The organism is Paenibacillus harenae DSM 16969, from assembly GCF_000422465.1.
GTDB classification, from domain to species: Bacteria; Bacillota; Bacilli; order Paenibacillales; family Paenibacillaceae; genus Pristimantibacillus; species Pristimantibacillus harenae.
In genome coordinates this window covers 52,291-66,214 of record NZ_AULV01000022.1, presented here as the reverse complement: position 1 = coordinate 66,214, position 13,924 = coordinate 52,291, and the positions used below count along the sequence as shown (strand labels likewise).

Below are 13,924 nucleotides of genomic sequence, written 5' to 3'. Positions count from 1 at the left end.
AAGAAGATCTGCATGGACCCATACATCCGGCAGACAAACAGCTAAAGTTCAGCAGCAATTTCTTTCGTATCCGGTTTTCAGGGCGCAAGCGCCTTGAAGGATAAAGGCTTGAATCTTTTCTGAAGTTATTCAGAAAGCGATTCAGCAAATATCCCCGTTTGGTGGCGATGGCGGAGGGGAACCACGCGTTCCCATACCGAACACGACCGTTAAGCCCTCCAGCGCCAATGGTACTTAGACCGCAGGGTCTTGGGAGAGTAGGACGTCGCCAAGCACGAATAACCTATCGCATAATTGCGGTAGGTTTTTTGTTTTGCCCGGCTTCTTTTTTCGCTATTAATCTACGAAACATCCATTTCTGAAAAATGGGTTGACGGTTTATAGCAACAGTAGAGCGCCATATGGATCCTTTAACGCTCAAAATCGCTTATTTGGCCAATGTAATCGGAAGCGATATCGGTTCGCTGCTGTTGCCGGTCGGTACGCTCGCCTCCTTGATCTGGTTTCATATATTAAAGCAATATAAGATGGATATCGGCTGGATGGATTATGTTCTTGTTACGGTGATCGTTATACCGCCGACCTTACTCTTTACGCTTGTCGTGCTGTACGCTTGGGTAAATTGGCTTTTTTAATAAAGATTTGACGGTTGGTGTCGTATTCGGGCGGCGCTCGCTCCATTTGCCTGTCAGGCGAACGGAATGAGCGTTTTTTCATGCGCGGAATTGTTCCTTCGATGTATAAACGGCTTCCAACCGCACCAAGCTAATATAAAAATGGTTGCGTCAGCACTTGACCTTTTGATAATTTTGCATATAATAAAATCAAAGTCAAAGAAAGTCAAAGTCAGTTATCAGAATATTTCGTTTATGGTGACGCCAGCTTGAATGACTTTTTTGACTTTCAGGTTTCAACCGAGGTTTACTGGCTATTTTTCAGGGAGGTTGGTGGTTTGCGTAACATTTCCGATCTCATCGAACAGTATTTGAAGCACATGCTTCAAGACAGTCCGGAAGGCGCAGTCGAAATTCAACGAAATGATTTGGCTGACAAATTTTCTTGTGTTCCGTCTCAAATCAATTATGTAATCAGTACCCGCTTTACGATGGAGAAGGGTTACATGGTTGAAAGCAAACGAGGCGGAGGAGGCTATATCCGTATTCAACGGATTGATCTTCCGGCACTGAAGTCGATTCAGTTCCATATCGAGCAAACGGTTGGCGACTGCGTCGATCAAGGCGCTGCGGAAGGGCTTATTTATCAGCTTGAAGAAGCGAAGCTCATTTCAAAGCGGGAAGCGGGCATGCTGCGCGCGGCTGTGCATCGGGAGACGATTGCTCTCAAGCTGCCGCTACGGGATGAGGTCAGAGCGAGGCTGCTTCGGTCCATGCTCATCTCATTGCTGGTTAAATAAGGTCAATCCGTTTAGACCGGGAGGAGGGATCAGGCTTGTATTGCCAAGAATGCGGCAAGAAGCCGGCTACGCTTCATTTTACGAAAATCGTTAACGGTGAGAAGACCGAGTTCCATATCTGCGAGACCTGCGCAAGAGAGAAGGGAGAAGGCATACCCGGCGCTCCGAACAGCTTCTCCATTCACAGCTTGCTGTCGGGACTTCTTGATTTCGAGCAATTAGGCGGTACCGGCATGGGCGGCGTGAAGCAGCCGGCGCTTCGCTGCGAGGATTGCGGACTGACTTATGCGCAGTTTAGCAAAATCGGCCGATTCGGCTGCAGTAATTGTTATCACGCTTTTGCAGAAAAGCTTGACCCGCTGCTTAAGCGGGTGCACAGCGGCACCGTTCACAGCGGAAAAATTCCGAAGCGCTCCGGGGGCCAAATTCAATGCAAGCGGGAAATTGAGCAGCTGAGGCGGGATTTACAAGCAAAGATCGAGAATGAAGAGTTTGAAAGCGCGGCTCAGCTTCGAGATCGGATACGTGAACTGGAACGCAAGATAACGGACCTGTAAGCTGGTATGAAGGAGTGTGTATAACTCTTGGCGAATCATCGATTTTCACAGCATGCGCTGAGCGAATGGATGAAGGACGAAGGTCCGGAATCCGAAATTGTCATTAGCAGCAGAATTCGAATAGCCCGTAACCTGCGCCATCAGCCTTTTCCGATGCTGGCTACGAACCAGCAGGCCAAAGAAGTGATGGAACAGCTTACGGAGGTTAGCCGGTCAGGTAAGCTGGCATCGATCGGCAAATTCGAGACGATTCCGCTGTCGGAGCTGTCGGAGCTCGATAGACGGGTGCTTGTAGAAAAGCATTTGATCAGCCCGAGCTTGGCGAACGAATCGCGCTGCGGGGCGGTTATCCTAAGCGATAACGAATCCGTCAGCATTATGATTAACGAAGAAGACCATTTGCGCATCCAATGTTTATATCCCGGCTTCCAAATTCAAGAGGCTTGGGCATTGGCAAGCGGGATTGACGATATTTATGAAGAAGCCGCCGATTATGCGTTTGATGAGAAACGCGGTTACTTAACGACATGTCCGACTAACGTTGGTACGGGCATACGGGCATCGGTAATGATGCATTTGCCGGCGCTTGTGCTGACGAACCAGATTAATCGCATTTTATCGGCGGTAACGCAGGTCGGTTTAGCGGTGAGAGGCTTGTACGGCGAAGGCAGCGAGGCGCTTGGCAATCTGTTTCAGGTGTCGAACCAAATTACGCTGGGACAATCCGAGCATGAAATCATTGATAATTTGTACAGCGTCGCAAGGCAAATTATCGAGCATGAGAAAGCGGCCCGCAATAGGCTCTTGCAGGAGTCGCGCATACGGATCGAGGATCGGATTAGACGTTCATTCGGCATTTTAGCTTACGCTTCGATTATGGACTCGAAAGAGGCCGCTCAGCGGCTGTCGGATGTTCGGCTGGGTGCCGATCTTGGCATATTGCCTGCGGTAGGTCCGCAGGTGTTAAACGAACTGTTGGTGATGACGCAGCCCGGATTTTTGCAGCAAACCTTCCAGGAGAAGATGAGTCCGGAGCAGAGGGATTTCAGGAGAGCAGAACTCATACGCAAAAAATTGCGTGGTGAAACAGATCATGGAGGTGTATGAATATGATGTTTGGACGATTTACGGAACGGGCGCAGAAGGTGCTTGCATTAGCGCAGGAGGAAGCGGTTCGCCTCGGACATAACAATATCGGCACGGAGCATATTCTGCTGGGCCTTATACGTGAAGGGGAAGGCATTGCGGCTAAAGCCTTAATCGGATTAGGTCTCGGTCTGGAGAAAATTCAAGACGAGGTCGAAGCGTTAATTGGCCGCGGTCAAGAGCAGCCGAACAATATCGCTTATACGCCCCGCGCGAAAAAAGTCATTGAGCTATCCATGGATGAAGCAAGGAAGCTTGGCCATACGTACGTTGGAACGGAGCATATCTTGCTCGGCCTGATCCGCGAAGGGGAAGGCGTTGCGGCACGAGTGCTGAATAACCTGGGCATCAGCTTGAACAAAGCCCGGCAGCAGGTTCTTCAATTGCTGGGAAGCAGCGAAGCGGTATCGAGCAGTCATGGCTCGCAATCCAATGTCAGCACGCCGACGCTGGACGGCTTGGCTAGGGATCTGACGGCTTACGCGAAGGAAGGCAATCTCGACCCCGTTATCGGGCGCAGCAAAGAAATCGAGCGCGTCATTCAAGTGCTCAGCCGCCGGACGAAGAACAACCCGGTGCTGATCGGTGAACCGGGCGTCGGCAAAACGGCAATTGCCGAAGGTTTGGCTCAGAAGATTATCGCCAACGAAATTCCGGAGACGCTCCGGGACAAACGCGTGATGACGCTCGACATGGGCTCCGTCGTAGCGGGCACGAAATACCGCGGGGAGTTCGAGGATCGCCTGAAAAAAATCATGGATGAAATTCGCCAGGCGGGCAATATCATTCTCTTCATCGACGAGCTTCATACGCTGATTGGCGCAGGCGGCGCGGAAGGCGCGATCGACGCATCGAATATATTGAAGCCGGCGCTTGCCCGCGGCGAGCTGCAGTGCATCGGCGCTACAACGCTGGATGAGTACCGGAAATACATTGAGAAGGACGCCGCTCTCGAGCGCCGGTTCCAGCCGATCACGGTTGATCAGCCGTCGCCGGAGGAAGCGATTCAAATTTTGTACGGCTTGCGTGACCGCTACGAAGCGCATCACCGTGTGAAAATTACCGACGATGCGGTCATTCAAGCGGTGAAGCTGTCGGACCGTTATATTACCGACCGCTTCCTGCCGGACAAAGCCATCGATTTGATCGATGAAGCCGGCTCGAAGGTACGTTTGAATTCCTACACGATACCGCCGAATTTGAAGCAGCTGGAAAGCCGTCTGGAGGACATTCGCAAGGAGAAGGACGCCGCGGTTCAAAGCCAGGAATTTGAGAAAGCGGCTGCGCTTCGCGATACGGAGCAGAAGATAAGGGAAGAACTCGACATTACGAAGAACGAGTGGAAAGAAAAGCAGGGACGCACCGATTCCGAGGTTACGCCGGAGGATATCGCTCAGGTCGTGGCAAGCTGGACGGGAATTCCGGTCAGCAAGCTGGCGGAGGAAGAAACGGAGCGCCTGTTGAACATGGAGTCGATCCTCCACAACCGCGTAATCGGTCAGGACGACGCCGTGAAGTCGGTATCCCGCGCGATACGCCGAGCCCGCGCCGGCTTGAAGGACCCGAAACGTCCGATCGGTTCGTTCATTTTCCTTGGACCGACAGGCGTAGGGAAGACGGAGCTGGCGAGAGCGCTTGCGGAGGCCATGTTCGGCGATGAGAATGCGGTTATCCGCATCGACATGTCGGAATACATGGAGAAGCATTCGACCTCACGTCTCGTCGGAGCTCCTCCGGGGTATGTCGGCTATGAGGAAGGCGGTCAGCTGACAGAGAAAGTTCGCCGCAAGCCTTACTCGGTTGTGCTGCTGGATGAAATCGAGAAAGCACATCCGGAAGTATTTAATATTTTGCTTCAGGTGCTGGAAGACGGACGCCTAACCGATTCCAAAGGACGGGTTGTCGACTTCCGCAATACGCTGATCATCATGACATCCAATGTCGGAGCCGATCAGATTAAACGCAATACCTCGCTCGGCTTTACGGCTACGCAGGATGCGGGCCGGGAATTCTCCGTCATGAAGGATAAAGTAATGGCGGAGCTGAAGAAGAGCTTCCGTCCGGAATTCCTTAACCGGATCGATGAGACGATCGTGTTCCATTCGCTTGCCGAGGAGCATATCGCTCAGATCGTAACGCTGATGTCGGAAGAGCTTCGCAAGCGTCTGCGCGAACAGGAAGTAGACTTCGTCTTGACCGAGTCCGCGAAGAACTTCCTGGCGAAGGAAGGTTTCGACCCGGCATATGGAGCGCGTCCGCTTCGCCGGGCGATCCAGAAGCATATCGAGGACCGTATTTCCGAGGAGCTGCTGATGGGCAATATCCGGAAAGGCGATTCGTTCACCATCGACGAGAAGGATGGCGCGTTGATTGTAACCAAAACACTTACGGAGTCTGCTTCTTCCGAGGAGATTGCGACCAAATAAGCAAAAGCTCTCCTTATCCACCTGTGGATAGGGAGAGCTTTTTTTATTTTAATTAACAGCGGGGACAAGTTAATAAGATTGTGGATAACGTGTATAAGATGTTAATAATTCTGTGGATAAATCCGATAATAGAAATAAAAGAATAACGGAGATGTGCACAATTTTTTTCGGCGACTTATGCACTATGAATTTCATGAATAAGGTGGGTTTATACGAAGAGGATTAAATGGTAAACTTTATGTATTGTTCATTTAAGGAGTTTATAATGGCTAAAATAAAAACGAAGTTCGTGTGTACGGAGTGCGGTACCGAATCGGCGAAATGGCTTGGAAAATGCCCAGGCTGCCATGCATGGAATTCCATGGTGGAAGAGAAGGAGACGGTCGTCAAGACGAAGGGCGTCGGATTATCGTCTTTTCATGCGAAAGAAAAGCCGCAATCCATCATACATATAGAAAGCGGGCAGGAGCCGCGCATTGAAACAAGAATGCTGGAGCTTAACCGGGTTCTGGGCGGGGGTGTCGTGCCCGGCTCGCTTATTCTGGTCGGGGGCGACCCCGGGATCGGGAAATCGACGCTGCTGCTGCAGACCTCTCACGCTTTGGCGGTTAAGGGACTCAGGGTGCTTTATATTTCCGGAGAGGAGTCGGTGCGGCAGACGAGGCTTCGGGCGGATCGTCTCGGCGCGCTGACGGAATCGCTGTATGTATTATGCGAGACCAATATGGAGCAAATTAACGAGGCAATCGAATCGGTTCAACCGGATTTTCTCGTTATCGACTCGATCCAGACCGTGTACGATCCGAATGTGCAGTCTGCCCCGGGAAGCGTATCCCAGGTGCGCGAATGTACGGCGCATTTCATGCGCGTCGCGAAGATCAAGGGGATTGCGACGGTGCTGGTCGGTCATGTGACGAAGGAAGGCGCTATTGCAGGTCCGAGGCTGCTGGAGCACATGGTGGATTGCGTCCTTTATTTCGAAGGCGAGCGCCATCATACATATCGTTTGCTGCGGGCGGTGAAGAACCGTTTCGGCTCGACGAACGAAATCGGAATATTCGAGATGAGCGAGGACGGTCTGCGTGAAGTGTCCAATCCTTCCGAACTGTTTTTGTCCGAGCGTCCGCTAGGCGTATCGGGATCCACAGTCGTAGCGAGTATGGAAGGTACAAGGCCGGTTCTTGTCGAGCTGCAGGCGCTGGTCGCGACAACGAATTTCCCTTCGCCCAGAAGGATGTCCACCGGGATCGACCATCACCGGATGGCGCTGATCATTGCCGTGCTGGAGAAACGGAACGGCATGTTCCTTCAGACGCAGGATGCTTATTTGAATGTTGCAGGCGGCGTGAAGCTGGATGAGCCGGCCGTCGATCTGGCAGCCGCAGTCAGCTTAGCCTCAAGCTTTCGCGATGCGCCGACGAAGCCCTATGACGTTATTTTCGGCGAAGTCGGGTTAACGGGAGAGGTCCGTGCGGTATCTCGGGCGGAGCAGCGGGTGAAGGAAGCGGAGAAGCTGGGATTCAAGAGAGTGATTATGCCGGAGAAAAGCTTAAAGGGCTGGAAACCTCCCGCAGGAATAGAGATTATCGGCGTGACTACGGTGGCGGAAGCACTTAAGGCAGCGCTTGGATAGGGGGCAGATGATGAAGGAACCGACTCAGCTTGAAATCATGAACCAATTGTTGCAATTAGTCGCACCTGGCACCCCTTTTCGCGAAGGGCTGGAGAATGTGCTGCGCGCCAAGACGGGAGCGCTGATCGTAGTCGGATACAGTCCGGAAGTGATGGAGGTTGTCGACGGAGGCTTCTCGATTAATTGCGATTTCTCGCCGAACTATTTGTATGAGCTTGCTAAAATGGACGGCGCGATCATTATGAGCGAGGATATGAGACGGATCTTGTACGCGAATACGCAGCTCATACCGAACAGCTCGATCCCGTCGATCGAAACCGGCATCCGGCATCGGACGGCGGAACGGGTAGCCAAGCAAACCGGCAAGCTTGTCGTCTCGATCTCTCAGCGCCGGAACATTATTACGCTGTATCAAGGCAATTTGCGCTATTCGCTTAAAGATATGGGCGTTATTCTTACCAAGGCGAATCAAGCGATTCAGACGCTGGAAAAATATAAGGCCGTGCTCAGCCAATCCTTCACCAACTTGTCCGCTCTCGAATTCGAGGAGTTGGTTACGCTGCAGGAAGTGGCGCATGTCATTCAGCGGGTTGAGATGGTGCTTCGCATTAAGATGGAAATCAAACGGTACGTGAACGAGCTTGGAACGGAAGGCCGGCTGATCAGCATGCAAATGGATGAGCTGGTAGGCGGCGTAGAAGAAGACGCCTGGTACTTGCTTAAGGATTACGCGAAAGAAAACTCCGATGAGAAGATCAGGGAAATACGGGCAGGTCTTAAGAAGCTCAGCTCCGAAGAGCTGCTGGATGCGCCGCCGATTATTCGTTTGATCGGTTATCCGCATACAAATAATATGAACGAAGAGTCTGTCTCTCCCCGCGGCTACCGGCTGCTGAACAAAATCCCGAGACTTCCGCTAATCATTATGAACAACCTCATTGAGCGGTTCGGCCGTTTGCCGCATATCCTGATGGCAACGATCGAAGAATTGGACGAAGTGGACGGAATCGGGGAGGTTCGTGCGCGGGCGATCAAGGAAGGCCTCAAACGGATTCAAGAGCAGATGTTCATTGACAGGCAAATCTAAATCCCATACAATGGATGGAATGTGGTCCGATACCGAATGAAACGCGATACATTCGTTAAGGGTTTTGGGGCATAGTAGAGAAGAGGTGGAAAAGATGATCACAAAGTCGATACCGAGCCTTCTCACGGTGGGGAATTTATTCTTAGGAGTAATCGCCATCATTCTTGTTTTTAATGAAAAACCGGACACAGCGGCGATGATGGTATTGATCGCGATGCTGCTTGACGGAGTAGACGGACGCGTTGCTCGGGCGCTTAACGTCCAAAGTGAATTCGGTAAAGAGCTGGATTCGTTGTCCGATGTAATCTCGTTTGGCGTTGCTCCGGCATTTATTATGTATGTGGTTGCTTTTCAAGAGCTTAATCCGGCCTTTGCATGGATTGTAACAGCGTTATTCCCGATATGCGGCGCTTTGAGGCTTGCGCGGTTTAACGTGATTACAAGCGCCCCAGGCTACTTTATCGGTCTGCCGATTCCTGCGGCGGGCGGCGTCCTTGCGACGCTTGCTTTGTTTAAAGACGACATTTATGTATCGGTACTGCTTGCAAGCACTTTCGTGCTTTCCATTCTGATGGTTAGTACCATTAAATATCCGAATTTCAAGAAAGTCGGCATCCCGAAGAGCGCGGTATGGGTCGTTCCCATCGTGATCGCAGTTGCGGTAGTGCTTGGGCTTTTCTTCAAAAATGATTTATCCAAAATCTTGTTCGTACCGCTGCTTCTCTATGCGCTGTACGGCTTAAAAAAAAACGTTGATCGACGCCTTAAGAAGCGCAGCCGCAAGCGCGGCAAATTAAATGATCAGCCGGAAGAACCGGTGCAATCCGAGAACACGGCTTAAGCGAAAACAACAAAAACCGCCGATTCGTTCCTAATGAAGGAATGGATCGAGCGGTTTTTCCATTTTTTCCAAGAGACGGGCCGGATTGGCGCAGCCGCATCAGGTTAAATTAAACAAGCCTAAAGTCGAGCATTTGTCGTATTCATCGGCAATTACTTCATCCAGTTGAATATTAAGTAGATTACATAATGCGGTCATATAGAACAGGTTGCGGCCAAGTTCGGATTTGAGCGCTTCGAGGCAGTGCTCGCATACATCTCCGGTTATATGGCTTTGCAGCGTCTCTTTCGCATTCTCAAGATTCAGCTCATCCGAATATTGCTGCTTGCGGGCATTTAATTCAATACAGCCGCAATCCGTTACCGCCTTTGTAACCGCGCGGTTAACGGAAGCGCCCGATTGTCCGAACTTCGACATGACATCCAGCAGGCTCCTATGCCTGAGCAGTAATTCCGAAACCTGCTGCTGAAATTGATTCAATGTTGGAGCACTCATCGGTTCCACCTCTTTCACCAACCTCTTATGAAATAATCTCATCTTCCATTATAAGCCTCCGGGGGATCGTTTTCAAAATGTGAATTATTAAAAAAAATAAATGTTGCAAGAAAACGGCGCCGCCACGGTTAACAAGACAATTATTGGAACATAATTGTAGTGGAGGTGAACCATAATGGTTAGACGAATAATTCAATTGATAGGCATGTTGTTCGGCGGTATGGCCGGAGGTGAAGTATACGGGTGGATGAACGGAGCGGCCGTATGGTCTGGCTCATCATTCGGGATGCTTCAGCGATCCGGCACTTATTACATGAATGTGGCAATTGGCGCGGTTATTGGGGTAATAGCAGCTACACTGTTAGCTGGAAGAATCATCCGTTTCATGCAGAACGGCGCGGAACAAACGGCGGAACTGCCGATGCAGCAGCTGTTCGCCGGCGCCGGGGGGTTGCTTTCGGGCTTGCTGCTGGCCGTATTGCTTTATCCAGCCGTATCCGGGTTAGAGGGCGTAGGGCGTCTCATCCCGGTTGCGATGATGTTCTGCTTCGGTTATTTAGGTATGCGAATCGGTCTCCATAAGCAGGAAGAACTCGCCGCAGGCTTTGCGGCGCTGCTTGAGAAGCGCCGGAGCATACCGGTCGTAGACGAGGCAAGCGGCTTCGAGGAGCACAAGATTCTGGATACCAGCGTCATTATTGACGGGCGGATTGCGGATATTTGCAAAACCGGATTTATTGAGGGAACGCTCGTCATTCCGGAATTCGTACTGGAGGAGCTGCAGCATATCGCGGATTCTTCCGACTTGCTGAAGCGGAACAGAGGCCGGCGCGGACTCGACATTTTGAATAAAATTCAAAAAGAGCTTGATGTGCGGGTTTTGATTTATGAGGGTGATTTTGAGGAAATCGGCGAGGTTGACAGCAAGCTGGTGAAGCTGGCTAAGGCGCTTCACGGCAAGGTCGTCACCAATGATTTCAATTTAAACAAAGTGTGCGAGCTGCAAGGCGTATCGGTGTTGAACATTAATGATTTGGCTAATGCGGTGAAGCCTGTCGTTCTGCCGGGAGAAGAAATTATTGTTCAAGTGATAAAGGACGGCAAAGAGCATGGTCAAGGCGTCGCGTATTTGGATGACGGTACAATGATTGTAGTTGAAGGCGGCCGGGAATATATCGGCACGACGATGGAGGTGCTCGTGACGAGTGTCCTGCAGACGTCGGCGGGCCGCATGATTTTTGCCAAGCCGAAGCTGTTGGAAAAAGCGCTGTAACAAGGTATGATGGTAGTATTACAGTGCGAGGCAGGTTGAAGGAATGGTAGCAGGTTGGGGAGTCGTCATCGTCGCGGCCGGACGCGGCACGCGGATGGGGACGAAGGAAAGCAAGCAATATTTGCAGCTGGGGGACAAGCCCATTCTCGTCCATACGCTAGAGCTGTTTCAGTCGATGGATATGGTAAAGGAAGCCGTGCTTGTCGTAGGCGGAGAAGATGTTGAGCGCTGCCGGCAGTGGGTGCGGCAGTATAAGCTGACGAAGGTTACGGCGGTCGTTGAGGGAGGCACGGAGCGGCAGCATTCCGTGTTCTGCGGACTGCAGGCGCTCTCGACGGAATGGGCGATGGTCCATGACGGCGTTCGTCCGCTGGTTACCGCGGATGCGGTTCGGGCATGCTGCGCGGCAGCGGAAGACAGCGGAGCCGCGGTGCTCGCCGTACCGGTCAAAGATACGATCAAGCAAGTTAACGAAGCCGGGATTATCGTTTCAACGCCAGACCGCCGGAGCTTGTGGGCGATTCAGACGCCGCAAGCTTTTCGGCGTGTTTTGCTTCTGGAAGCGCTTGAACGCGCGCTGGCGGAAGATTTTATCGGAACGGACGATGCCATGGTTGTAGAACGGATGGGCGTGCCGGTTACCGTTGCGGAAGGCGAATATACGAATATCAAAATTACGACGCCGGAGGATCTTCCGTGGGCGGAATTTCTGCTGGCGCAGCGTCGCAAGAAACAGACAGAGGGGAAGAGTGAGCGAGAATGATTCGGGTTGGACAAGGCTTTGACGTGCATCAATTGGTGGAGGGGCGTCCTTGCATTATAGGCGGAGTTACGATTCCTTATGAGAAGGGGCTGCTTGGGCATTCCGATGCCGACGTGCTGCTGCATGCCGTATCGGATGCTATTCTGGGCGCTCTGGCGCTGGGGGATATCGGGAAGCATTTTCCGGATACGGCGGCGGAATATAAGGATGCCGACAGCTTGAAGCTGCTCGAGCATGTATGGAAGCTTGCGCGCGAGCGCGGCTATAAGCTGGGCAACATCGATTCCACGATCATCGCGCAGCGGCCGAAGATGCTGCCTTATATACCGCAGATGGCGGAAATTATTGCGAAGGCGCTCGAGGCGGACGTCTCGCAGGTGAATGTGAAGGCGACGACGACGGAGCAGCTTGGTTTTACGGGACGGGGAGAAGGAATTGCGGCGCAATCTATTGTTTGCCTAATTAAGGATGTGCTATGATCGGGATTAAGCAAATAGAAGAGGAAGCACGACTTTCAGGAGGGGTACCTATGTCATCAGAAGTTCGCGTGCGTTATGCGCCGTCACCAACGGGGCATTTACATATCGGCAATGCCAGAACGGCCTTATTCAATTATTTATTCGCAAGAAACCGCGGCGGAAAATTCATTATTCGGATTGAGGATACGGACATCAAGCGCAACGTGGCCGGCGGGGAAGAAAGCCAGCTTAAGTATTTGAAATGGCTCGGCATCGATTGGGATGAAAGCATTGATATCGGCGGAGGTTATGGTCCGTACCGTCAGACGGAGCGTCTTGATATTTATAAGGAATATTGGCAGGAGCTGCTTGACCGCGGGCTTGCTTACCGTTGCTATTGCTCGGAAGAGGAGCTTGAGCGGGAGCGGGAGGAGCAAACCGAGCGCGGCGAGACGCCTCGCTACTCCGGCCGGCATCGCGACTTGACCGAGGAGCAGCGCCAAGCCTTCGAGGCCGAAGGCCGAGTGCCAAGCATTCGCTTCCGTGTGCCGGAGAACCGCAGCTATGCCTTCGACGATATGGTGAAAGGCTCGATCAGCTTCGATACGGCTGACACGGGCGACTTCGTCATCGTCAAGAAGGACGGCATTCCGACTTACAACTTTGCGGTTGCGCTCGACGATCATTTAATGAAAATAAGCCATGTGCTGCGCGGGGAAGACCATATCTCGAATACGCCGCGTCAGCTCATGATCTATGAGGCGTTCGGCTGGGAGCCGCCGCAGTTCGGACATATGACGCTAATCGTGAACGATCAGCGCAAGAAGCTGAGCAAACGCGACGAATCCATCATACAATTCATCTCGCAGTACGATGAGCTTGGTTATTTGCCGGAAGCGATGTTTAACTTTATTGCCTTGCTCGGCTGGTCGCCTGAAGGCGAACAGGAGATGTTCCTGCGCGACGAGCTCATCCAAGTGTTTAATCCGGACCGTCTCAGCAAGAGCCCTGCCGTATTCGATACGCAGAAGCTTAGCTGGATGAACAACGAATATTTGAAAAAAACCGATTTGCAGCGCCTGGTTGATCTATGTATCCCGCATCTGCAGAAAGCGGACCGCTTGGAGAAGGAGCTTGATGCCGAAGGGCGCGCCTGGGCGGCGGATCTGATTGCGCTTCACCAGGAGAAGCTGCGTTATGCCGCGGAAATCGTACCGATGACCGAGTTGTTCTTCCGCGAAACGGTTGCGGATGAGGATGATGCGGCCGTCGTGCTCGCTGAGGAGCAGGTGCCGGTTGTGCTTAAGGCGTTCTTGGAACTGATCGAAGCGGGCGAAACGGAATTCCATGTCGATGGAATCAAAGAAATGATCAAGTCCGTTCAGAAATTGACGGGCTTCAAAGGGAAGCAGCTGTTCATGCCCATTCGGGCTGCGCTTACCGGACAAACGCACGGCCCGGATTTGAATCAATCGATCGCGCTGCTCGGCAAGCGGAAGGTGATCGAACGGCTGCGCGGGCGCTTAAACGGGTAAAAGCGTCAATGCCTTAAGATTGCTGACGAGCCGTGAGAGATAGCTCTTGTCACCATTTCGGGTATTCGGTATACTATGACTAATATTGAGTTGAATAGATCGGCTATGAACAGGAGAAATACGTTTGCCGGCGGATTCGCAGAGAGGACAACCGTCATTCGAATCGGCGCTGCAGGAAGTGCGGCGCTAAAGATCGAATGGGGCTGAAAGTTGTCTGTCCGCCGAACGGAAATATGCACCTGGGAGCCTTGTTCCGATCCGCTTGAAGCGGGGTAGGCAGCAACGTAACGTCTGCG

The 13,924-nt window shown here is 52.0% G+C and carries 13 protein-coding genes and 1 rRNA gene; 13 read left to right on the top strand and 1 reads right to left on the bottom strand.

Going from position 1 to position 13,924, the window contains the following annotated elements; all coding sequences use genetic code 11:
- The first annotated feature begins 157 nt into the window (after positions 1–157).
- The 9 genes from rrf to pssA all read left to right on the top strand — a co-directional run bounded on the left by rrf (position 158) and on the right by pssA (position 9,104).
- Positions 158–274, top strand: a 5S ribosomal RNA gene (rrf, locus tag H581_RS0108740).
- Positions 275–401: 127 nt separating this feature from the next.
- Positions 402–635, top strand: coding sequence for an ArsB/NhaD family transporter (locus H581_RS0108735; protein WP_028609693.1), 234 nt, complete (start codon positions 402–404; stop codon positions 633–635).
- Between the two features lie 317 nt (positions 636–952).
- Positions 953–1,414 (top strand): CtsR family transcriptional regulator, encoded by a 462-nt coding sequence (locus H581_RS0108730; protein WP_028609692.1) that lies wholly within the window; start codon positions 953–955, stop codon positions 1,412–1,414.
- A gap of 35 nt (positions 1,415–1,449) precedes the next feature.
- Positions 1,450–1,971, top strand: coding sequence for a protein-arginine kinase activator protein McsA (gene mcsA / locus H581_RS0108725; RefSeq protein ID WP_028609691.1), 522 nt, complete (start codon positions 1,450–1,452; stop codon positions 1,969–1,971).
- A 69-nt stretch (positions 1,972–2,040) separates the two neighbouring features.
- The gene (gene mcsB, locus H581_RS0108720) at positions 2,041–3,078 is read left to right on the top strand and encodes a protein arginine kinase (RefSeq protein ID WP_051250576.1); all 1,038 of its coding nucleotides are present in this window, start codon (positions 2,041–2,043) and stop codon (positions 3,076–3,078) included.
- A 2-nt stretch (positions 3,079–3,080) separates the two neighbouring features.
- The gene (clpC, locus tag H581_RS0108715; protein ID WP_028609689.1) at positions 3,081–5,543 is read left to right on the top strand and encodes an ATP-dependent protease ATP-binding subunit ClpC; all 2,463 of its coding nucleotides are present in this window, start codon (positions 3,081–3,083) and stop codon (positions 5,541–5,543) included.
- Between the two features lie 265 nt (positions 5,544–5,808).
- Positions 5,809–7,176, top strand: a complete 1,368-nt coding sequence (radA, locus tag H581_RS0108710; RefSeq protein WP_028609688.1) for a DNA repair protein RadA — start codon at positions 5,809–5,811, stop codon at positions 7,174–7,176.
- Positions 7,177–7,186: 10 nt separating this feature from the next.
- Positions 7,187–8,263: a DNA integrity scanning diadenylate cyclase DisA gene (gene disA / locus H581_RS0108705; RefSeq protein WP_028609687.1), complete on the top strand. Its 1,077-nt coding sequence runs from the start codon at positions 7,187–7,189 to the stop codon at positions 8,261–8,263.
- A 94-nt stretch (positions 8,264–8,357) separates the two neighbouring features.
- Positions 8,358–9,104 carry a CDP-diacylglycerol--serine O-phosphatidyltransferase gene (gene pssA, locus H581_RS0108700; protein WP_028609686.1) on the top strand — a complete coding sequence of 249 codons (747 nt, stop codon included), beginning with the start codon at positions 8,358–8,360 and terminating at the stop codon, positions 9,102–9,104.
- Between the two features lie 99 nt (positions 9,105–9,203).
- Here pssA and H581_RS0108695 read toward each other — a convergent pair whose 3' ends face one another.
- Positions 9,204–9,599 (bottom strand): nucleoside triphosphate pyrophosphohydrolase family protein, encoded by a 396-nt coding sequence (locus H581_RS0108695; RefSeq protein ID WP_028609685.1) that lies wholly within the window; start codon positions 9,597–9,599, stop codon positions 9,204–9,206.
- Between the two features lie 175 nt (positions 9,600–9,774).
- Here H581_RS0108695 and H581_RS0108690 point away from each other — a divergent pair, with 175 nt between their 5' ends.
- The 4 genes from H581_RS0108690 to gltX are packed head-to-tail and all read left to right on the top strand — an operon-like array spanning position 9,775 to position 13,628.
- Positions 9,775–10,872 carry a PIN/TRAM domain-containing protein gene (locus tag H581_RS0108690; protein WP_028609684.1) on the top strand — a complete coding sequence of 366 codons (1,098 nt, stop codon included), beginning with the start codon at positions 9,775–9,777 and terminating at the stop codon, positions 10,870–10,872.
- Between the two features lie 43 nt (positions 10,873–10,915).
- The gene (gene ispD / locus H581_RS0108685) at positions 10,916–11,635 is read left to right on the top strand and encodes a 2-C-methyl-D-erythritol 4-phosphate cytidylyltransferase (protein ID WP_028609683.1); all 720 of its coding nucleotides are present in this window, start codon (positions 10,916–10,918) and stop codon (positions 11,633–11,635) included.
- Entirely contained in the window at positions 11,632–12,114 is a 483-nt protein-coding gene (ispF, locus tag H581_RS0108680; RefSeq protein WP_028609682.1) for a 2-C-methyl-D-erythritol 2,4-cyclodiphosphate synthase, read from the top strand. The genes ispD and ispF overlap by 4 nt, the downstream gene beginning before the upstream one ends.
- A 50-nt stretch (positions 12,115–12,164) precedes the next feature.
- Positions 12,165–13,628 (top strand): glutamate--tRNA ligase, encoded by a 1,464-nt coding sequence (gene gltX, locus H581_RS0108675; protein WP_028609681.1) that lies wholly within the window; start codon positions 12,165–12,167, stop codon positions 13,626–13,628.
- Positions 13,629–13,924 lie beyond the last annotated feature (296 nt).